Origin of the sequence: Bauldia sp., assembly GCF_020442045.1 — a bacterium.
Taxonomy (GTDB): Bacteria; Pseudomonadota; Alphaproteobacteria; order Rhizobiales; family Kaistiaceae; genus Bauldia.
Genome location: NZ_JAGRLA010000033.1, coordinates 1 through 20454 on the forward strand (window position 1 = coordinate 1; position 20454 = coordinate 20454).

General features: G+C 67.4%; 23 protein-coding genes. 10 read left to right on the forward strand and 13 right to left on the reverse strand.

Translation table 11 applies throughout. The features are described 5' to 3' along the window. Positions 1-7: 7 nt before the first annotated feature. Genes KDJ86_RS03785 through KDJ86_RS03795 form a run of 3 tightly spaced genes read right to left on the reverse strand, consistent with a single transcriptional unit; the run spans position 8 to position 1562 of the window. On the reverse strand, positions 8-730 hold the full coding sequence (locus KDJ86_RS03785) for an LrgB family protein (RefSeq protein ID WP_291743130.1): 723 nt from the start codon (positions 728-730) through the stop codon (positions 8-10). Continuing rightward, positions 727-1089 carry a CidA/LrgA family protein gene (locus KDJ86_RS03790; RefSeq protein ID WP_291743133.1) on the reverse strand — a complete coding sequence of 121 codons (363 nt, stop codon included), beginning with the start codon at positions 1087-1089 and terminating at the stop codon, positions 727-729. Before KDJ86_RS03790 ends, KDJ86_RS03785 begins: the two co-directional genes overlap by 4 nt. Next, positions 1086-1562, reverse strand: a complete 477-nt coding sequence (locus KDJ86_RS03795; protein ID WP_291743136.1) for a YaiI/YqxD family protein — start codon at positions 1560-1562, stop codon at positions 1086-1088. Before KDJ86_RS03795 ends, KDJ86_RS03790 begins: the two co-directional genes overlap by 4 nt. 166 nt (positions 1563-1728) lie before the next feature. Here KDJ86_RS03795 and KDJ86_RS03800 point away from each other — a divergent pair, with 166 nt between their 5' ends. Beyond that, the gene (locus tag KDJ86_RS03800) at positions 1729-2475 is read left to right on the forward strand and encodes a flavodoxin family protein (protein WP_291743138.1); all 747 of its coding nucleotides are present in this window, start codon (positions 1729-1731) and stop codon (positions 2473-2475) included. Positions 2476-2533: 58 nt separating this feature from the next. Next, entirely contained in the window at positions 2534-3724 is a 1191-nt protein-coding gene (locus KDJ86_RS03805; protein ID WP_291743140.1) for an MFS transporter, read from the forward strand. A 44-nt stretch (positions 3725-3768) separates the two neighbouring features. Here the strand turns inward: KDJ86_RS03805 and KDJ86_RS03810 are convergent, their stop codons facing one another. Continuing rightward, on the reverse strand, positions 3769-4002 hold the full coding sequence (locus KDJ86_RS03810) for a hypothetical protein (RefSeq protein WP_291743145.1): 234 nt from the start codon (positions 4000-4002) through the stop codon (positions 3769-3771). Between the two features lie 212 nt (positions 4003-4214). On the opposite strand from KDJ86_RS03810, the gene KDJ86_RS03815 reads away from it, so the two are divergent. Further along, a complete protein-coding gene (locus KDJ86_RS03815) occupies positions 4215-6764 on the forward strand; it encodes a tetratricopeptide repeat protein (protein ID WP_291743147.1) in 2550 nt (849 codons plus the stop codon). Positions 6765-6810: 46 nt separating this feature from the next. On the opposite strand, the gene KDJ86_RS03820 is transcribed toward KDJ86_RS03815, so the two are convergent. From KDJ86_RS03820 to KDJ86_RS03835, 4 genes are all read right to left on the reverse strand, one after another. Then, positions 6811-7797, reverse strand: a complete 987-nt coding sequence (locus KDJ86_RS03820; RefSeq protein WP_291743150.1) for a sugar ABC transporter substrate-binding protein — start codon at positions 7795-7797, stop codon at positions 6811-6813. A gap of 20 nt (positions 7798-7817) precedes the next feature. Then, entirely contained in the window at positions 7818-8918 is a 1101-nt protein-coding gene (locus KDJ86_RS03825; protein ID WP_291743152.1) for an ABC transporter permease, read from the reverse strand. Continuing rightward, entirely contained in the window at positions 8918-9730 is an 813-nt protein-coding gene (locus KDJ86_RS03830; protein ID WP_291743156.1) for an ATP-binding cassette domain-containing protein, read from the reverse strand. Before KDJ86_RS03830 ends, KDJ86_RS03825 begins: the two co-directional genes overlap by 1 nt. Before the next feature lie 147 nt (positions 9731-9877). Then, positions 9878-11188 (reverse strand): DNA polymerase IV, encoded by a 1311-nt coding sequence (locus KDJ86_RS03835; protein ID WP_291743158.1) that lies wholly within the window; start codon positions 11186-11188, stop codon positions 9878-9880. Between the two features lie 160 nt (positions 11189-11348). On the opposite strand from KDJ86_RS03835, the gene gatC reads away from it, so the two are divergent. The 3 genes from gatC to KDJ86_RS03850 all read left to right on the forward strand — a co-directional run bounded on the left by gatC (position 11349) and on the right by KDJ86_RS03850 (position 13495). After that, the gene (gene gatC, locus KDJ86_RS03840) at positions 11349-11636 is read left to right on the forward strand and encodes an Asp-tRNA(Asn)/Glu-tRNA(Gln) amidotransferase subunit GatC (protein WP_291743161.1); all 288 of its coding nucleotides are present in this window, start codon (positions 11349-11351) and stop codon (positions 11634-11636) included. 19 nt (positions 11637-11655) lie between these two features. Then, a complete protein-coding gene (gene gatA / locus KDJ86_RS03845) occupies positions 11656-13131 on the forward strand; it encodes an Asp-tRNA(Asn)/Glu-tRNA(Gln) amidotransferase subunit GatA (protein ID WP_291743163.1) in 1476 nt (491 codons plus the stop codon). 70 nt (positions 13132-13201) lie between these two features. Beyond that, complete coding sequence (locus KDJ86_RS03850; protein WP_291743165.1) at positions 13202-13495, forward strand: hypothetical protein; 294 nt, start codon at positions 13202-13204, stop codon at positions 13493-13495. On the opposite strand, the gene KDJ86_RS03855 is transcribed toward KDJ86_RS03850, so the two are convergent. Beyond that, on the reverse strand, positions 13496-14512 hold the full coding sequence (locus KDJ86_RS03855; RefSeq protein ID WP_291743167.1) for a DedA family protein: 1017 nt from the start codon (positions 14510-14512) through the stop codon (positions 13496-13498). Positions 14513-14617: 105 nt separating this feature from the next. Next, entirely contained in the window at positions 14618-15418 is an 801-nt protein-coding gene (locus KDJ86_RS03860) for a DUF2189 domain-containing protein (protein WP_291743170.1), read from the reverse strand. Between the two features lie 234 nt (positions 15419-15652). Between KDJ86_RS03860 and KDJ86_RS03865 the strand changes: the two genes are divergently transcribed. Further along, on the forward strand, positions 15653-16636 hold the full coding sequence (locus KDJ86_RS03865) for an aldo/keto reductase (RefSeq protein WP_291743173.1): 984 nt from the start codon (positions 15653-15655) through the stop codon (positions 16634-16636). Between the two features lie 131 nt (positions 16637-16767). Here the strand turns inward: KDJ86_RS03865 and KDJ86_RS03870 are convergent, their stop codons facing one another. Then, positions 16768-16971, reverse strand: a complete 204-nt coding sequence (locus tag KDJ86_RS03870) for a cold-shock protein (RefSeq protein WP_291743176.1) — start codon at positions 16969-16971, stop codon at positions 16768-16770. 254 nt (positions 16972-17225) lie between these two features. Here KDJ86_RS03870 and KDJ86_RS03875 point away from each other — a divergent pair, with 254 nt between their 5' ends. Next, positions 17226-17924, forward strand: a complete 699-nt coding sequence (locus KDJ86_RS03875; protein ID WP_291743179.1) for a sulfotransferase family protein — start codon at positions 17226-17228, stop codon at positions 17922-17924. 161 nt (positions 17925-18085) lie between these two features. Then, entirely contained in the window at positions 18086-18346 is a 261-nt protein-coding gene (locus KDJ86_RS03880) for an SH3 domain-containing protein (RefSeq protein ID WP_291743181.1), read from the forward strand. Between the two features lie 58 nt (positions 18347-18404). On the opposite strand, the gene KDJ86_RS03885 is transcribed toward KDJ86_RS03880, so the two are convergent. Beyond that, entirely contained in the window at positions 18405-18857 is a 453-nt protein-coding gene (locus tag KDJ86_RS03885; protein ID WP_291743183.1) for a hypothetical protein, read from the reverse strand. Positions 18858-19102: 245 nt separating this feature from the next. Here KDJ86_RS03885 and KDJ86_RS03890 point away from each other — a divergent pair, with 245 nt between their 5' ends. After that, positions 19103-19426: a hypothetical protein gene (locus KDJ86_RS03890; RefSeq protein ID WP_291743185.1), complete on the forward strand. Its 324-nt coding sequence runs from the start codon at positions 19103-19105 to the stop codon at positions 19424-19426. A gap of 18 nt (positions 19427-19444) precedes the next feature. Here the strand turns inward: KDJ86_RS03890 and KDJ86_RS03895 are convergent, their stop codons facing one another. Further along, entirely contained in the window at positions 19445-19783 is a 339-nt protein-coding gene (locus KDJ86_RS03895) for a YciI family protein (protein WP_291743187.1), read from the reverse strand. Between the last annotated feature and the right edge of the window lie 671 nt (positions 19784-20454).

Here is a 20454-nt window from a genome sequence, read left to right on the forward strand (position 1 = left end):
CGCCGGTTCAGCCGACCAGGAAGTGCGCCAGGATCGGGACGATGAGGGCGGTGGTGATGCCGTTGAGGCCCATGGCGAGGCCGGCGAAGGTGCCGGCGAGCTCGTTGACCTGGAAGGCGCGGGCGGTGCCGATGCCATGGGCGGCGACACCGGCGGCGAAGCCGCGGGCCGCGAAATCGCCGATGCGAAGGGCATTCATGGTCGGCGTCACCATCACCGCGCCAAGGACGCCGGTGAAGATGACCAGCACGGCGGTCAGCGTCGGGATGCCGCCGAGCTGCTCGGCGATGCCCATGGCAATCGGCGTCGTCACCGACTTGCCGGCGAGCGAGGCGAGGATCGGCGGCGAGGCGCCGAGCAGCGCGCCGATGCCGACGGCGCTGCCGACCGCCGTCGCCGAGCCCGCGAAGAGGGCGATGAGGATCGGCAGGGCGGAACGGCGCACCCGCTTCCAGTTCTCGACCAGCGGGATGGCGAGCGCCACGGTCGCCGGGCCAAGCAGGAAATGGACGAACTGCGCGCCCTCGAAATAGACCTCGAAGGGCGTCGACGAGACCTGGAGCGCGACAATGACCAGGGCGACGGCGATGATCACCGGATTGGCGAGCGGGTGACGGTTCAGCCGCCGCGCGATCCAGTCGGCGATGACATAGGCGGCGAGCGTCAGCGTCAGCCAGGCGAGCGGGCTGGTGGAGAGATAGACCCAGAGATCGACGGCCGGATTCGTCATTCGGCCATCTCGCCGTCGCGGCCGCCGAAGCGCTTCTGCGCCCAGCGGAAGGTGAGCGCCGTCACCGCCAGGGTGGCAAGGGTCGAGACGACAAGGGCGATCGCGAGGGCGAGCCAGTTCTCGGCGAGCACGTCCGCCTGGCGGATGACGCCGACGCCGGCCGGGACGAAGAGCAGCGAGAGGTTGCGCAGCAGCCCGAGCGAGGTCTCGCGGAGCGCCGGGGGAATGCCCCGCCAGGCGACGATCACGGCAAGCAGGATGAGGCCGATGACCGGCCCCGGGATCGGCAGGCCGATGGCCCGGACGAAGATCTCCCCGGCAAGCTGGGCAAGCAGGAGAAAGGCGAGGGACTCGATCATGCGCCAGCCTTCGCGCGACGGGCCAGCCGGTCGAGCTCGCCGAGGAAGCGCGAGCGATCGGCTTTGGTGAAGCCGCGATTATAGCCCGCGATCTCGCCGGTTTCGCGGAGCTGCTGCTTCAGGTTGCGCATGGCGACCGCCATGCCGATCGAGGCGGGCGTGAACGGGCGGCCGTCCGGCCCGATGACCGTCACGGCCTTCCCGACACAGCGTGCGGCGAGGAGGACGTCGGCGGTGACGACGATATCCCGCGCCGCCGCATTGCCGGCGATCCAGTCGTCGGCGGCGTCCGGCTCGCGCGGCACGACGACATGGCGCACCATCGGATCGCGCGAGGGGCGGAGGCCGCCATTCGAAACGATGATCACCGGCAGGTGGTAGCGCCGGGCGACGCGGAGGGATTCATCCTTCACCGGACAGGCGTCGGCGTCGATCAGGATGCGGGGTATGGCGGGCGGCTGGGTGTCGGTCATCAGGGCGAATCCGGGAGTCCGAACCGATCCTTGCGGATGGTTGTTGCAGTGTCGAGAGAAGCAGGCCCGATAACGCCGCGCTCAAGAGCAAATGATTGGAGATGCGGACGCCGCGGCGCGACAGTCGGGCCCGGCGAGTTCACAAGCCGATTCAAGGGAGGCCCCCATGGCCCTGACGCCGAAACAGGAAGAGCTCCGCGCCGACAGCCCCGATGACTTCACCGGGCTGAAGGCGGTCTTCATCAACTGCACCCTCAAGCCGTCGCCGGAAACCTCCAACACCGATGGCCTGATGGAGGTCTCGCGCGCGATCATGCGCAAGAACGGCATCGACGTGACCGCGATCCGTGCCGTCGATCACGACATCGCCTACGGCGTCTATCCCGACATGCGGGAGCACGGCTTCAAGGCCGACGCGTTTCCCGGGCTGTGGCCGACGATCCTTGCCGCCGACATCCTCGTGATCGGCTCGCCGATCTGGCTCGGCCAGTATTCGGCCGTCTGCAAGCTGGTCATCGAACGGCTCTACGGCATGTCGGCCGAGCTCAACGACAAGGGCCAGTGGATCTACTACGGCAAGACCGGCGGCTGCGTGGTCACCGGCAACGAGGATGGCGTCAAGCATTGCGCCATGGAGATCCTCTATTCGCTGCAGCATCTCGGCTATGTGGTGCCGCCGCAGGCCGATTGCGGCTGGATCGGCCCGATCGGGCCGGGGCCGTCCTATCTCGACGAGGGCTCGGGCGGCCCGGAGAGCGACTTCACCCAGCGCAACACCACCTTCATGACCTGGAACCTGATGCATATGGCGCGGCTGTTGCGGGATGCCGGGGGCTACCCGGCGCATGGCAACCAGCGGAAGGCGTGGGACGCCGGCTGCCGCTTCGATCACCCCAACCCGGAATACCGGTAGCGCCAACCCGACCCGGCGCACGTGATAAGCTCACCGCGTCTGGGAGGTTGGGGCCAGCATGCAACCGTCGAAGCTCCGGTCGATCGCCTTGCTGATCGTCGCCGAAATGGCGGGGATGAGCCTATGGTTCACATCCGCCGCGGTGCTTCCCGACATGGTCCGCGAGGCGGGGATCCCGGCCACCCGGCAGGCGCTGCTGTCGAGCGCGGTGCAGGCCGGCTTCGTGATCGGCGCGCTGTTCTTCTCGATCAGCGGGACGCCCGACCGCTTCGACCCGCGCCGGGTCTTCGCGGTCTCGGCGATCCTGGCGGCGCTGGCCAATGCCTCGCTGCTGGTCGCACCAATCGGCGGCGACGCCGCGATCGCGGCGCGGTTCGCGACGGGGGCCCTGCTCGCCGGGGTCTATCCGGTCGGCATGAAGATCGCGGTCGGGTGGGGCACGCGCGACCGCGGCTTCCTCGTCGGCCTGCTGGTCGGCGCCCTGACGCTTGGCAACGGCACGCCTTATCTGGCGGCCTTTCTCGGTGGGGCGGCATGGCGCCCGGCCATCGCCGTCATCTCGCTGCTGGCCGGAGTCGGCGGACTTGCCGTGCTGGCCGCCGGGCTCGGCCCCCATCACGCCCGGTCGCCGCGCTTCGAGCCCGGTGCGATCCGCCTGGCCTGGACCGAACCCCGGATTCGCGCGGCCTATCTCGGCTATTTCGGCCACATGTGGGAGCTCTTCGCGATGTGGGCGTGGATCGGCGCCGCGTCGACGATCTCCTACGCGGCGACATTGGGAATCGCGCGGGCGGAAAGCCTCGGCAAGCTCACCGCCTTCCTGGCGATCGCGCTTGGCGGCCTGACCTGTGTCGTCGCCGGCAGGGTCGCCGACCGGATCGGCAAGGCCGAGGTGACGATCATCGCCATGACGGTGAGCGGCAGCGCCGCGGTGCTGACGGCGCTGAGCTTCGGCGGGCCGGTGTGGATCACCTTCGTGCTGATCATGATCTGGGGGATCGCGGTGATCCCCGACTCGGCGCAATTCTCGGCGCTGGTCGCGGATGCGTCGCCGCCACACCTCGCCGGCAGCCTGATGACCTTCCAGACCGCCATCGGCTTCGCGCTGACCATCGTCACCGTGCAGGCGACGCCGCTGCTTGCCGGGATGCTCGGCTGGCCGGTGGTGCTGGCGGCGCTCGCCATTGGCCCGGGGCTCGGCATCGCCGCGATGCGGCCGCTCAGAAGACGCGCGGCGGCGGCCGGCTGAAAAGCGCCGAGGGGGCTTTCGGCGCCTTCCGGCAAACCCGGCCGTCAATCGTGGCCGTGGCCGTCATTTCCGTCCCTGTACTTGCCGTGATGGTCGTGGCGGTTCTTTTCACCATGCTTGTCGTGGGTCTTGTCATGGTGCCCTTCGCCGTGCCCCTTGTGACCGGAATGCCCGGCATGCCCCTTGTCCCTGGCGAGCACCGCCGTGGAAGCGATCGGGGCGGCGGTCGCCCCGGCAAAGGCGAGAGCGGCGGCGATGGCGATCGTGCGAAGCAACATATTTCCCTCCTGTCCTGACGGCGCCTGGAGCAGCGCCGCTGATGGCGTTTATGGAGGAGGGCGGCCGACAGGGCGCTGACGGCCGCTGTCAGCGAAGTGACAGGTCGAGCGATGCCAGGTCGGGCGACGGGCCATCATTGCGTCGCAGGGATGCCGGAATCGCCCGGCAGGATGATGGTTGAGGCGGGGAACCCAGCGGATATGATCGCCCTATGCCGGAACTGGATGACAGCAGCAGGGACCCCGCCGGCGCGGCCGGATCGGGCGCTCCGGCTCGCCCCCCGGACGCGCCGCAATACGACGCCTTCATTTCCTACAGCCAGCGCTCCGACAAGGCGATCGCGCGCTCGCTCCGTACCGTCATCCAGACGATCGGCAAGCCGTGGTGGAAGGTCCGCGGCCTGAACGTCTTCCTCGATGCCACGAGCCTGTCGGCGGCGCCGGGGCTCTGGGAGTCGATCGAGGAGAAGCTCGGCCGCTCCCGTCACCTGATCCTGCTGGCGTCGCCGGCGGCGGCTGCCTCCAAGTGGGTCGACATGGAGGTCAGCCACTTCGTCGGGGCCGACGGAAAGGGCCTCGACCGGCTCCTTGTCGGCCTGACCGAGGGCGATCTTGCCTGGGACGAGGCGGCGGGAGATTTCGCCTGGAGCGACGCGACGCCCTTGCCGCCGACACTCCGCGGGCGCTTCGCCGAGGAGCCGCTATGGGTGGACCTCAGGCCCTTCCGCGACGATCCTTCGGCGGCGACGCGCGGCAACCAGGCGTTTTTCAACGCCGCGCTCGATCTCGCGGCGGCGATCAAGGGCGCGGAGAAGGCGGACCTCTATTCGGACGAGCTGAAGCGGCAGCGGCGCAATCTGCGAATGGCCTATGGCGTCGCGACCGTGGTTGCCGGTCTCGGCGTCGCCGCCGGCTTCGCCGCCTGGCTTGCGGTCCAGAATGCCGAGCGGGCGACGGCCGAGGCGGAGCGGGCGCTTCGCAACTTCGGCATCGCCAAGGACACGGCCGACCAGGTCGTCTTCGATCTTGCGCAAGGACTGCGCGACGTCGAAGGGATGCGGGTCGAGAGCCTTCGCACCATCCTGACACGGGCCGGGGATGCCATGCGACGACTGGCCGAGGCGGCGCCGGACGAACCCGGGGTTCAGCGGAGCGAGGCGGCGATGCTCCACGAGTTCGGAACGACCTATCTCGCGGCGGGAGACACCGGGTCCGCCCTGGCGTCGTTCCAGCAGGGTCTTGAGATTTCCCGCCGGCTGGCCGCCGAGGACCCGGGCAATCCGACCCTGAGACGCGACATCCCGGTGCGGCTCGGCGGGGTCGGCGACGCCAAGCTGCGGGCCGGCGATACATCGGGCGCGATGACCGCCTACGAGGAAATGCTGGCGACGGCGCGTACGCTCTCCGAAGCCGATCCCGGCAATCTGATGCTCCAGCGCGATCTTTCGGTCAGCCTCAACAAGATGGGCGATGTCAGGCTGAAGACCGGCGATACCAGCGGTGCGCTGGCGGCCTACGAGGAGAGCGTCGCGGTCCGGCGCGGTGTGGGGGACACCGACAATCCGATCTGGCAGCGCGATCTTGCCGTCGGTCTCGAAAAGGTCGCCGCGGCAAGGCTGAAGGCGGGTGACACCGAGGCGGCGCTTGCCGCCTATGAGGAAGGCCTCGACATCCATCGCGGCCTTGCGGAAGCCGAGCCCGGCAACACGGAATGGCAGCGGGACGCGTCGGTCAGTCTCAACCGGATCGGCGATCTGAAGCGCGGCGCCGGTGACGCGGAGGGGGCGCTTGCCGCCTACCAGGAAATGCTCGCGGCGAACCGGCGGCTGGCCGCGGCCGATCCCGGAAACGCGATCTGGCGGCGCGACGTTGCCGTCGCCCTGGAGAAAATCGGCGACCTCAAGCTGGCGGCGGACGACCCGGACGGCGCGCGATCCGCCTTCGACGAGAGGCTTGCGGTCGCCCGCGAGCTCGCGGCGCAGGACCCGACGAATGCCGGATGGCAGCGGGACCTCGCCGCCGCGCTCGAGCGGATCGGCAACCTCGCGATTGATTCCGGCGAGGTGGCGACGGCGCTGGCTTCCTACGAGGAGGCGGGCGAGATCATCGGCCGTCTCGCCGCGACCGACCCGGACAATATCGACCGGCAGGGCGATCTCGTTGCGATCTGGAACAAGGTCGCGACGATGAAGCGGAAGGGAGGCGATGTCGCGGGAGCATTGGCCGCCTACGAGAGGAGTCTCGCCGGCCGCAGGAGGCTGTCGGAGGCCAGCCCGGAGAACCTCGAGGCGCGGCGCGACGTATCCGTCGACCTCGAGCTGATCGGCGACCTGAAGCGGAAGGCCAGTGACGACGAGGACGCGCTCGCCGCCTATGAGGAGGCGCTGGCGATCCGCCGCCGCCTGGTCGCGACCGACCCGGACAACGTCCTGTGGCAGCGCGATGTCTCGGTTGCGTTGAGCAAGGTCGGCGAGGTGAAGCAGACGCTCGGCGATATCGCGGGGGCCCGCGCCGCATTCGAGCAGCTTCTCGCCGCAACGCGTGGCCTCGCCGAGGCGGAGCCCGACAATGCGCGCTGGCAGACCGATCTCGTCGTCGGCTATGCCAAGCTGCAGGGGGTGATCGACGATCCCGCGAAGCGTCGGGAATTGCTGACCGATGCGCTTTCGATCCTGAAGCGACTCGAAGGGGAAGGGCGGCTCTCCGCCAGCCAGGACGGCTGGATCGCATGGGCGCAAAGCGAACTCGCCGCGCTGGACTGAGAAGGCGCCGGCGGGGTTGCCGCCGACGCCTTGTGTTTCGGGCCGACTAGCGGATGCCTTCGTCGATCAGGTCGACAAGGCCGCCGATGGTGTCGGGCGTGACCGTGCCGGCGCCGGTATTCAGCGACAGGCCGGGCATCTTGTATTTCTTGCTCATCACGCACTGGACGACCGGCATGAAGCCCTGCAGGTAAAGAAGCTGGTCGAGAGTGGCGGAGACATAGCCGGATTCCAGTCCGTCGATCGTCGCGGGGGCGAGGTCGATACCGCCGACGATGATGTCGCCCGGCTCCTTGCCGGCTTTCTTCAGCACCTCGGCAAGGACGCTGGTGATGCCACCATGCTGGGTGCCGATCGCCTTCAGGTCGGGATGGGCCTGGATATAGGCGGCGAGCACCGGAACGGCGAGCGAGGCGTCGCTGTTGGCTTCCTGGGTGATCTCGAGCCGGTCGACCTTGAGACCAGCCTTCTCGAGAGTATCGGCGAGACCCTTTTCGGACTGGCCGCGCTCGGCCTGGCTGAAGACGCCATAGACCATCGCCTCGTCGCCGGCCTTGAGACCATGGGACAGCATCGCATTGGCGGTCAGGCTGCCGCCGGCATAGAGATCGACGCCGGCATAGCCCATGCCCATCGGCCCGAACTCGGCCTGGAGCTCGGTCATCGGCGAGTTGCCGACGGTGACGACGATGCCCTGATCGACCGCATCCTTGACCAGATCGTGGAAGGCGGTGCCGCCGGGATGGCCCATGATCTCGATACAGTCCGGCTTGGCGGCGACCGCCTCCTTGAACTGGTTGATCATGGTCTCGGGCGCCCAGGCGGAGAACTGCTCCTTGAGGTCGACGCCGAAGGCTTCCGCAGCCTGGGCCGCGCCGGTCTGGCGGGCGAGGGTGGCGCCGTCGCCGGGATTGCCGCCCATCTGCATGTACATGGTCAGGCCTTCGCCGATCATCTCGGCCGAGGCGGCACCGGCATTCGCCATCATGGCGGCGGCGGCCGCGCCGGCGAGCAGCTTTCTGGTCATGCTCATTGTCGGTTCTCTCCCTGTTTTCACTTGTGTGTGGCGCCCGCGCTTCCAGGCGCGGGATCGCTTCGGTCGTCCGATTCACGGTTGCGACCGAATCCCTTCGACAGCCCCATGCGCGCGAAGAAGGCAGTGCGCCGCTGCGGTTCGTCGGCATAGAGGTAGAAGACGATCGAGATCAGGAAGACGAGGCCCTGAACCGTCCGCACCCAGGCGCCAGTCAGCCCGGCCGCGACCAGGGCGGGCTCGATCATCAGGATGATCATCGAGCCGAAGACGGTTCCGATGATGGTGGCGCGGCCGCCGAAGATCGAGGTGCCGCCGATCAGCACCGAGGCGATGGCGGTCAGCAGATAGCCCTGGCCCTGGTTGCCGAAGAAGTTCTTGTTCTCCAGCGTCAACATGACCGCGGCGATCGCGGCGAGGCCGCCCATCAGGGTAAAGATCTTGATCTTCTCGCGTTCGACATCGATGCCGACGACGCGTGACACGTCGTTGGAATCGCCGATGAACAGGACGTGTTCGCCGAAACGGTGGCGCTTCAGCACCATCCACAGGACGACGACGATGATCGCCGTCCAGAAGGCCTGCATCGGCAGCTGCTCGACCCAGGCGGTCCCCGAACCGTCGAAGGGCCGGCCGACGATGACCTGCCAGACGGAGGACTCCTCGGCGCCGCGCAGCGCATAGGACTTGCCGCCGGAAAGCACCGTCGCCATGCCGAACCAGAAGAACTGGGTGCCGAGAGTGGCGATGAAGGACGGTATGCCGATCCGGGCGATAATGATGCCGTTGATGAAGCCGACGACGATGCCGGAGGCGAGGGCGGCGACGACCGCGAGCCAGCCGAGCTCGTATTCCTTGAACAGGATCGCGAAGACGAAGCCGGAAAAGGAGATGATCGCCGGGAAGGACAGGTCGATCTCGCCGGCGCCGATGACGAAGGTCAGCCCGACCGCGAGGAGAAGCAGGGGCGGCAGGGTCGACAGGAAGGTCGTGTAGATGAAGGGCTGCAGGAAGACCTGCGGCGCGGTGTACATGAACAGGGCGAGCAGCAGGACGAAGACGATGATGATCGGCAGTCCCTCGAACCGCTCGACGACCGACGGGCCACGTGCTTTCGCCATCACCGGTCCTCCGAGCCGCCGTGTCCGTGCTGGAGCTCGATCAGGTATTCGGTCAGCTCCGTGACGCTCATGTCCTTCGGCAGGATCTCGGTGACGATGCGCCCGCGGTCGAGGACGATCAGCCGGTCGGCGACCTGATGGACGTGGGCGAGGTTGTGTTCGATGTAGACGCAGGCATGGCCGGCTTCCTTTATTCGTCGGACAAAATCCAGCACCTTGCGGACCTCCGCCACGGCCAGCGCAACCGTCGGCTCGTCGAGAATGATCAGGTCGGCGTCGTAATGCATGGCGCGGCCGATCGCGATGCCCTGGCGCTCTCCGCCGGAAAGATTCGCGACGGTCGAATCGACCGTGATGCCGACCCCGCGGAATCCGATCGCCTCCTTGAGTATCCTCTCGGCGATCTCCTTCTGCTTCCTGATGTTGATGAAGCCGAAGCGGTTGGTGATCTGCCGGCCGACGAAGAAGTTCCGCCAGAGCGGCTGCTTGTCGGCCAGCGAACGGTCCTGGTAGACCGTTTCAATCGACAGATCGTGGGCCATCTGGACCGAATAGTCGCTGTGCCGGATCTCCCTGTCGCGGATGAACATGCGCCCGGAGGTCGGCGGCATCACCCCGGTCATCACCTTGATCAGGGTCGACTTGCCGGCGCCGTTGTCGCCGATCAGGCCGACGATCTCATTCGTTCCGATCGTCAGGTTGATGTCCTGGAGGGCCTGAACCGCGCCAAAATATTTCTGGACATTCTCCAGCCTGACGATCGATCCGGGGTCGGCATTTGCTCCCGCCGCCGCGGTTGCAGCCTCGCTCACGGACATACCGCGGGTCCCTGCTGCGACCCGGCGCACCGATCCTGTAGCCCGTCTCTCATCGACGTCGTCCTCCCGATTTCATCCTACTAAAGACACAGAGCCGGTCAATGCGGTCGGGTGATGGCAACCCCTCACCCGGGGGCGGAGTCAGTCGCGCCTCTCGCGCTGCGGGCCGGCGGGCTTCTCGTCGAAGACCAGGCCGGTCTCGACCGCGAGGTTGCCGAACCTGTCGCGGATGCGGTCGATGGCGGCTTCGGCCGCGGCGCGCTTGCCGCTTGCCGGATCGACGAGATCGGCCGGGTCGGCGAGACGCGGGTCGACGAAATCCGACACGCCGATCCCGACGAGCCGGTAGCGGGTTCCGTCCGCCTCGCGCTCGAGCATATGGGCGCCGGCCTGAAAGATGCGTTCGGCAAGCCGGGTCGGATCGGTCAATTGGCGGCTGCGGGTCCGGATGCGGAAATCCGAGGTCTTGAGCTTGAGCGTGACCGTGACGGCGGCGATGCCGGCCTTCTTGAGGCGGCGGGAGACCTTCTCCGAAAGCTGGCGCAGGATCGCCTTGAGCTTGTGCGGGTCGGAGACGTCGGTGTCGAGAGTGGTCTCGGCGCTGACGCTCTTGGCGACGCCGTCGGGATTGACCGGGCGGCTGTCCTCGGCATTGGCGAGACGGCTGAGCCGGAGGCCGATCGAGCCGTAGCGGCGGGCGAGGTCGCTCTCCCGCATCCGCTGCAACGTGCCGATGGTCGCGATGCCGTCCGCCTCAAGACGCTGGCGGGTCTTGGCGCCGACGCCCCAGATCAGGCTGACCGGCTGGTCTCTCAGGAAATCGACGGCCTCCGCCCGGCCGATGACCGAGAAGCCGCGCGGCTTGTTCCGGTCCGAGGCGATCTTGGCGAGGAACTTGTTGAAGGACAGCCCGACCGAGACGGTGATGTGGAGCTCCTGCTCGATCCTCAGGGCGAGACGGGCAAGCGATTGGGCCGGTGTCGCATGGTGGAGCTTCTCGGTGCCGGCGAGATCGAGGAAGGCCTCGTCGATCGAGATCGGCTCGACCAGGGGGGTGAGCTCCAGCATCAGGGCGCGGACCTCGCGGCCGACCGCGGCGTATTTCTCCATGGCGGGCGGAATGACGATCGCCTCAGGGCACAGCTTCAGCGCCTTGAACATCGGCATCGCCGAATGGACGCCGCGGATGCGGGCGATGTAGCAGGCCGTCGAAACCACGCCGCGCCGGCCGCCGCCGATGATCACCGGCTTGTCGGCCAGCGACGGGTCGTCGCGCTTCTCGATCGCCGCATAGAAGGCGTCGCAATCGATATGGGCGATTGCCAGCCGGCCGAGCTCGGGATGCGAGAGCAGGCGGGGGCTGCCGCAGGCCGGGCAACGGCCCGCGCCCGCCGGAGCCCTGGAAAGGCAATCGCGGCAAAGGTTCCGGAGCTGATCGGAGGCGGCTGTCATGGGATATTTCCCCGTATCCGGCGCATCCCGGCAGGCATACCGTCAACAGGACGATCATAGCGCGATTCACCCGGCCGGCATATCGCCGGGCCGGGCCCCTTGCTCCGGCAAATCGGGCTCTGCTATAGGCGCGGGAACCCTCCCTGGAAAAGCATCGCTCATGTCGGTCGACAAGGACATCGTCAAACGCGTCGCGCGCCTCGCCCGGATCGCGGTCAGCGACGAGGAAGCCGAGGCGCTGAAGGGCGAATTGAACACGATCCTCGGCTTCGTCGAGCAGTTGAACGAGGTGGATGTCACCGGTGTCGAGCCGATGACCTCGGTGGTGGCGGTGGAGATGAAGAAGCGGACGGACGTGGTTACCGAGCGCGACCAGGCGGCGAAGATCGTCGCCAATGCGCCGGTGCGCGAGGAGCATTTCTTCGTCGTGCCGAAGGTGGTCGAGTGATGGCCGGCGGAGCCTGCGGATGAGCGACCTGACGACCCTGACCATCGCCGAAATCCGCGACGGACTGGCAGCCGGCAGGTTTTCGGCCCTGGAGCTGACCCAAGCCTATCTCGCGGCGATGGAGGCGGCCCGGGAGCTCAATGCCTATGTCGTCGAAACGCCCGACAAGGCGCTCGGCATGGCGGCGGAGTCCGACGCGCGGATCGCGCGGGGCGAGGCGCGGAGCCTCGAAGGCGTGCCGCTCGGCATCAAGGACCTGTTCTGCACCGAGGGCGTCCATGCCCAGGCCGCGAGCCGCATCCTCGACGGCTTCAAGCCGGTCTATGAATCGACGGTGACGGGAAACCTGTGGGCCGATGGCGCGGTCATGCTCGGCAAGCTCAACATGGACGAGTTCGCCATGGGCTCGTCCAACGAGACCTCGTGCTACGGCCCGGTGGTCAATCCGTGGCGGTCGGCGGGCTCCAACGCGCCGATGGTGCCGGGCGGTTCCTCCGGCGGGTCGGCCACCGCCGTCGCCGCGCGGCTCTGCGCGGGGGCGACGGGCACCGATACCGGCGGCTCGATCCGCCAGCCGGCGGCCTTCACCGGGACGGTCGGCATCAAGCCGACCTATGGCCGCTGCTCGCGGTGGGGGATCATCGCCTTCGCCTCGTCGCTCGACCAGGCCGGGCCGCTTTCCCGCACGGTGCGCGACGCGGCGATCATGCTGAAGTCGATGGCCAGCGTCGATCCGAAGGACACGACGTCGGTGGATCAGCCCGTGCCGGATTATGAGGCGTCGGTCGGGCAGAGCGTGAAGGGGCTCAGGATCGGCGTCCCCAGGGAATACCGGATCGACGGCATGCCGCCCGAGATCGAGGCGCTCTGGGAACGGGGCAAGGCGTGGCTTGCCGACGCCGGAGCGGAGATGGTCGACATCTCGCTGCCGCATACCAAATACGCGCTGCCGGCCTATTACATCGTCGCGCCGGCCGAAGCGTCATCGAACCTCGCCCGCTACGACGGTGTCCGCTACGGGCTTCGCGTTCCCGGCGACGACATCGTCTCCATGTACGAGAACACCCGCGCCGCCGGCTTTGGCAAGGAGGTCAAGCGCCGCGTGATGATCGGCACCTACGTGCTCTCCGCCGGCTATTACGACGCCTATTACCTGCGGGCGCAGAAGGTCCGGGCGCTGATCAAGCGCGATTTCGAGACGGTCTTCGCCGACGGGGTCGATGCGATCCTGACGCCGGCGACGCCGAGCGCCGCCTTCGGCGTGGCCGAGAAGGCGGTCGCCTCGCCGATCGAGATGTACCTGAACGACATCTTCACGGTGACCGTGAACATGGCCGGACTGCCGGGCATAGCCGTGCCGGCCGGGCTCGACGACAAGGGCCTGCCGCTCGCCCTTCAACTGATCGGCCGTCCGTTCGACGAGGAGATGCTCTTCCGCACCGGGCAGGTGATCGAGGACGCGGCCGGGTATTTCGTCCCGGAGCGTTGGTGGTAGCGGCGCCGAGGGTGTAGCGTCGTTGCCAGGCAATCGTCCGGCATTGTGGAACGCGAGTCGGGAGCAAGTGATGGATCACGCCAAGTTCAAAGCATCGATCGCGGGCGACGAGCCGCCGGCGGAGCTGACCGGCCCGCAACGCGCGCTGTGGCACGCGGGCAAGGGCGACTGGTCGACCGCCCATGACATCATCCAGGACGACGAGACCTCGGACGCGGCCTGGGTCCATGCCCATCTCCACCGGATGGAGGGCGACATGCCCAACGCCCGCTACTGGTACTCGAAGGCCGGCAAGCCGTTCACCGACGTGTCGCTCGACGAGGAGTTCGACACCATCGCCAACATCCTGATCGGCAGGAGCTGACTAGGCGTCGGTCTTCTGGTCGGCATCCGCCGGGGACGCCAGCCAGGGGGCGGCGAGGTAGCTGCCGGCGATCAGCATCGCCCCGAGCGAGAGAATGATTCCGGTCACGTGCTGGAGAAAGGTGCCGGCGGCCTCGACATTGTTGCCGATGACATAGCCGAGGCCGAGATAGGCGGCGGTCCACAACGCGCGCCCGAGGAGGGCGAATCCGAGGAACGCCCCGAAGCTGTAGCGACTGATACCGGCGAGCAGGCTCGCCAGCGAACTGAGGTGCGAGACAAGCGTCCGGGTCATCAGGATGGTGAGGCCGCCCCAGCGGGCGAAGATGCTGTTGATGCGGGCCTTGCGACGCCCCGAATAGCCGAGCCAGCGGCCGATGCGGGCGAGGAAGCTCTCGTCGGCGAGCCGACCGATGGCATAGCCGATGACATCGCCGCTGACCGACGCGGCGACCGCGATTCCGGCCGCGAGCGGCCAGGTCATCTCGCCGATCGCCACCATCGAACCCGCGAGCAGCGTCGAGAAGCCGGTCGGAACCGGCAGGCCGATCGCCCCGACCAGAAGGAGCAGGGCAAGAGCCGGATAGCGGTAGGCAAGCAGGACCGAGAGATAGTCATCGGACTTCTTCGTCGTTGCGCCGCTCTCGTCCGGATCGACGGGCATATGCGCCGGGGTGAGGCCGGCAACGGCTGCCTGAACCTCCATCACGAAGTCGAGCGGTGACACCTGACGGCTCTCGGAAATGGCGCCGAGCGTCATCGTTTCCGGCGTGTCGTTGGGAAGCGCGAGACTTTCCGCCAGCCCCGGAAAGGAGACGTCGTACGTGGTCGCGACATAGCCCAGCGTCATCCAGGGGCGAATGCCGGCGACCGAGGGAAGGCCGACCTCGGTCGCCGAACGCAGGAGATCGTAGGATCGCACGGCCCGCTCGACGAATTGCCAGGTCGCGACGAGCGACGCCGCGAAGACAACGCCCGCCACCCAGCGCAGGATCGTGGACCGTTCGGCTTTCTCCATCACCATCCGTCATCAGCGACGCCGCCACCGGATGGCGGCGGCAATCCATTCAGGATGCCGGAGACGGTGCCGGCATGGCAATGGAGCCATTCCGCAATCGCATGGTCAGGGCGGCGCGACCGCCTTCCGGTAGAGGTGCCACGTGGCGTGGCCGAGCACCGGGACGACGACCGCCAGCCCGAGGAAGAAGGGCAGGGAGCCGACGACCAGCAGCGCGGCGACGATCACGCCCCAGAGCGCCATGGTAAGAGGATTGGCGAGAACGACGCGTGCGGAGGTCAGGATGGCGACCGCCGGGCTGACCGGCCGATCGAGCAGCAGCGGAAAGGAGATGACGCTGATCATCAGCGCCGCCACCGCGAACAGGAAGCCGACCCCATTGCCGACGAGGATCAGCCGGATGCCCTCGGGCGTGTTGAACACCTGATCGATGAAACCGGGCATCGAAGCCGCCGACGCATAGCCGAACGTAGCGACATAGATGCGGTCGGCCACGGCAATCCAGACAAGGAAGAGGATGAGCAGCAGGCCGCCAAGCGCGAGGATCGCTCCGATTGACGGCGAGTGGACGACGTCGAATGCGTGCCGCCAGGCGACATCGAGCCCGGCCTCCCTGCGCCGGCTGAGCTCGTACAGGCCGAGCGCGGCGAAGGGGCCGATCAGCGCGAAGCCGGCGGCGAGCGGAAAGAGCAGGGGCAGGACATCGTAGCCGAAGACCAGCCTGGCAAGCACCAGGCCGACGATCGGGTAGATGAGTCCAAGGAAGACGATATGGGTCGGCATGGCCCAGAAGTCCGCGAGCCCCCTGGACAGCGCGTCCTTCAGATCGGCCGGCCCGATCTTGCGAACCACCGGGAGGCCGGACCCGGTCGTCGAATCTGCGAGGGACATGTGTGCGTTTGACATGGCACGGTGCCTCCGTTGACCGCATGAGGATGCGATGGCCTCTACGGGCTTCGGGCGGCGACCGTCGGCCCGCGGCCGGTGTCACGAAACGATCCCAGTCTAGCGCCGGACGGGGCTCCGGTGTTGTCACATCGGTTCACGATCGCCTGAGCGGATTTGACCGTGTCGCCGACCTTGCGGCCACGAGGGTTTCGAGCGCACCATGCGACAACCACGAAACCGGGGGAATCGCAGGTGAGTAAGGGAAATACGATCGAGACGACGCGACTTGGCAGGACCGGATTGACGGTGTCGCGAATCTGCTTCGGTACCGCGCCCGTCGGGAGCATGCCGGAGGTCTACGGCCACGATACCAGCGTCGAGGAGGCCAAGGCGACCGTTCGTGCGATCCTCGACGGGCCGTCGAATTTCCTCGACACCTCGCGCAACTATGGCGCCGGCCGCAGCGAGGAGCGGATCGGCATGGTCATCCGGGAGAGGGGCGGCTTGCCCGATGGCTTCGTGCTCGGGACCAAGCTTGACCGCGATCCGGAGACGGACAGATTCAGCGCCAGCGCCATGCGGCGGTCATTCGAGCAGAGCCTCGCGGCGCTGGGGGTCGATCGGGTGGGCCTGCTGCATCTCCACGATCCCGAATACGCGGCCGATATCGAGGAGGTGACCAGGCCAGGCGGCGGCTTGTCCGAGCTCTACAAGATCCGCGAGGAGGGGCTTTGCGACGCGGTCGGACTGGCGGCCGGGCGGGTCGACGTCATGATGCCGATCCTGGAGCGGTTCGATTTCGATGCGATAATCACCCACAATCGCTTCATGCTGGTGAACCGCAATGCCGAGGCGATGATCGACCATGCCCATGGCAAGGGGATCGCCGTCCTCAACGCGGCGCCCTTCGCCGGCGGCGTCTTCGCCAAGGGCAGCGCGGCGAACCCGCGCATCGTCTATCAGGAAGCCGGCGACGCCGCGCTCGCGCCGGTGCGGGCGGTCGAGGAAGTGGTGGCGCGCTATGACGTGCCGCTCGGCGCGGTGGCGCTGCAATTCTCGATGCGCGATCCGCGGATCACTTCGACGATTTGCGGCGTCGGCAAGCCGGATGAGATCGCGGGGATCGCGGCCTGGGCCAACGTGCCCGTTCCCGACGCCCTGTGGGAGGAGCTGGCGGCGCTGCCGGTCAGCCGGGACGATCCGGAGGCGACGCGGAATTACGTGGCGCCGAGCTGAGCTGAAGCGGGCGCACCCTGTTTGCCCGGCCGCGCGATGCGGTCGATGATGCGTTCCGGCCTGCCGGAGCAACATAAAAAGCCCGGCGCGGGGAACGCCGGGCTCGTGAAATCAAAGCGCGTGCTTCGAAATCAGACGTTCTGGAGGTTCGATGCGGCATTCTTGCCGCGCTCGACGATGACGTCATAGCTGAGCTTCTGCCCTTCGTTGAGCGCGGTCATGCCCGAGCGCTCGACGGCGGAGACATGGACGAAGACATCCTGGCCGCCATCGTCCGGAGTGATGAAGCCGTAGCCCTTCTGGGTATTGAAGAATTTGACGGTACCTGTGGCCATATCGGGTAGTCCCTGTTGAGGACGCGAAATGCGTCACATCCTTGCCGGCGACCATTCGCGCGGCCATCGTATCCGAATTCGCGTCGGCTTGAGGAAGGCACCGAATGGGTAGCTGCAGCAAGGCAGAGCAAAATCTGGAACGTCGCTGATATAAGCGAGGGCGCGGTGAAGGACAATCCACCGGCCTGGGCGGAGGTTGAAACAAAGGCGCCCGGGAGGCGCGGCCGGCGTATCGAAGGGCGCCGGAGCCGGATATGCTGGATGTGGAGCATTGCGGCCACGGGGGGAAATCGATGACGCTTGCGGTGATCGGCGCCGGGTTCGGCAGGACGGGAACAATGTCCGCCAAGCTGGCGCTCGAGCAGCTTGGCTACGGCCCCTGTTTCCATATGGCGGAGTTCTTCCGGCGCGAGGACGGGGATGCGCTCAAACAGAAATGGGAATGCGCGGCCTATAGCGACGGACCACCCGATCTTGACGATCTCTTTGATGGCTATCGCTCGACCGTCGACTTTCCCGGCTGTGTCTATTGGCGCGCACTGACCGGCCATTTCCCGGAGTCGAAGGTCCTGCTGACGGTGCGGGACCCCGAGCGCTGGTACGCCTCGACGCAGGAGACGATCTTCAAGCCGGATCCGGACAAACCGCCATTCGCCGAGCGGACCGACAGCTGGGGGCGGATGGTCTACAAGCTGATCAACCAGGATACCTTCGGCGGCGACACAGCCACCCGCGATCACTGCATCGACGTCTTCAACCGGCACAACGCGGCGGTGAAGGCGGCGATCCCGGCGGATCGGCTGCTGGTCTATGAAGTGGGCGAGGGGTGGGAGCCGCTCTGCGCCTTCCTCGGGGCTGCTGTGCCGGATGCGCCTTTCCCGCGCGAGAACACCACCGAGGTCTTTCAGGCCAAGCGGGCGGCGGAAGCCGAGGCGGCAAAGGGTAAGGGCTAGCGGCTCCGGCGGTTCCCGTCTGGACGGGGCCGGGTCCCGACCCATATATGCGATTCAGGCGTCACGGCCGCCGCGAGCTCTCTTCCGGGGAAGCCGATGAGGGGTGCGGCGCGACGGGATGCCGTTTCGGCGGAAAGGGGGGCTGGCCAAGGAGGAAGCTCATGATCCGCTCTGCGACAATCGCGGCGCTTATGGTTGCCGGCCTTGCGGTCCCGGCACTGGCGGACCAGACCCGTACCGCCGTCACCGACGGGCTCTTTGTCAATATCCGCTCCGGTCCCGGCATGAAATACGAGCCGATATGCCTTGCCTGGCCGAACGTGCGGTTCGAGGTCGAGACGTGCGACGGGAACTGGTGCCTGGCGCATTACCTCCAGTCGGAGGGCTGGATGTCGCGCAAGCACATCGTCTTCCAGGACTGACGTCCTCAAACGGCGGTGCCGGGGCCTGCCCGGCGCCGCCTGTCCGGCGTGGCGGGCGTCAGCGCCTGCGCTTCACCTCGGTACAACTGACGACGCTGGTATGGGACTCGCCGCCGGCATGGGCGTAGCAGAAGGAAAAGCCGTCGCCCTCGAACCGGCCGTCGAAATAGCCGTCGGTGTCGGCGATCACGACGCGCTCGCTGCCGGGGACGAACTCGCCGATGAACGGCTCGTCGGTCGGGCCGCCATCGGCGGTGATCGTCACCGTTCCCCAGAACCGGCGTCCGTCCTGACCGGTCAAGGTGATCTTCAGGTCCTTCTCGAAGAGGCCGGGCTTTTCGAAGGTGCCCATGTTCTGCGGCCAGTGACCGCCCTTGCCCGCCACGATCGTATAGGTCTTTCCGGTCCAGGTGCCGGTGATGTCGGGCACGTCATCGGCGGCGAGCGCCACCGTCGGCAGCAGAATGACGGCGGCGGCCGCGAAGGCGGCGCGGATGGTGTGTGATGTCATGGCGGTCTCCTCTCCTCGTTGGCCCGGCGGCGGCCCGGATTGGCGAGGACGATCCGGGGTGGGTGCCGGCGCGTCAAGGCGGTCCCTATCGCCTTGGTTGAGAACCCGTTGCGCGCGGATGCCGGGCCGGACGGGCCTCGCAACCTGTGGATTCGGGCCACGGGGAGGGATAGGCTCTGGCGCGACTCGCGGTTCGATTGCCCGGCCATCCCCCATCGGGCGGCCGCACGAGGAGGATGACGACGATGAAGATGGTTCTTGCCACAGCGGCGGTGCTCATCCCGCTGCTGACCGCCGGCCCGGCGCTCGCCAAGAGCAAGGAGCACTGCCAGAAGCAGGCCGAGGATTATGCCGACAAGAACACCAAGACGCTCGGCTCGGCCGCGCTCGGCGGGGTGATCGGCGCGGTCGGCGGCGCGGTGGTCGGCGGCGCGCTCGGCGGCAACAAGGGCGCCGGGACAGGCGCGCTGATCGGTGGCGCCGGCGGCGCCGTCGCCGGCACGATCCGCGGCACCCAGGGCTGGAAGGACAACTACAACAAGTCCTTCAACAAGTGCATGAAGAAGTAGCGGGCCGCCCGGCGCGGCTCAGTCCATGCCGGGCATCGAGACGCAGTCCATCACCTCGACCCAGGTCTCCGAGGTCTTGAGGAACGGGTTGCTCACGAAGACCCTGGCCGCGGCCTCGTGGGAATCCGCTTCGACGATCGTGTAGCCCGCGATATTGTTGTGCATCCCGGCGACGCCGTCGACCGACACCTTGAGCGTCTTGCCGAGCGGGGTGCCGAGCTCGACGATCGCTGCCTTTTCCTTTTCGGCCCAGGCCTTCCACTCGGCCATGTCCGCCGCCTGATCCTCCGGCGTCGACGCCGCCCATTCGGCAAGCTGCTTATCGGACGCCATGTAAAGCCCGATATATTTGGTCATGGTCCTTCCTCCTCCGCTTCGTGTCCGACAAATCCTACCCGAGAGCCGCGAAGGGGAGAAGACAGCCGGCGCGGGTGATCGGCCGGGGGGGTGGGTGAGGGGATAAGGTTTTGTTGTGCCCGGGGCGGCGGCGGTGGGCGCGCCCGGAGCATGGAGAGAAGTGGAGGGGCGAGGGATGACGACGACACGGAGCGGCGAGACCCCCACCAGCGGTCATCCTCGGGCTTGACCCGAGGATCGGGGGCCAACGCCGACGGGCGCTTCGTGCACAAGGATGGGCGGGCGTATGGGAGAGGCAGCGGAGGCATCAATCCGCGCCGCCCGGCGCCGCCTGTGGCGCGCGTGAAACGCCGACTGTCATCCCCGCCCCCGATCAGGTCGGGGGCAGGCTCCGGCGGGGATCCAGTAAACGAGGTCGCGACTCGTTTGGCGCCGGCATCGGTTACTGGTTCCCCTTCCCTCGGGCTTCGCCCTCGCCGGGGATGACAGGGGAGGGGTAGGGCGGGTTAGCCGCAGGCGTAACCCGCCGTTGGTGGGTCAGTTGCGACGTGGGGGAAAAAGAAGGCGGAATACGCTCCGCTATTCCGCCCTACAGGCTACGGCGGTAGCGTTTTCCCATGCCCAATTATCGACGCCGCTATGTTCCGGGCGGGTGCTGGTTCTTCACCGTC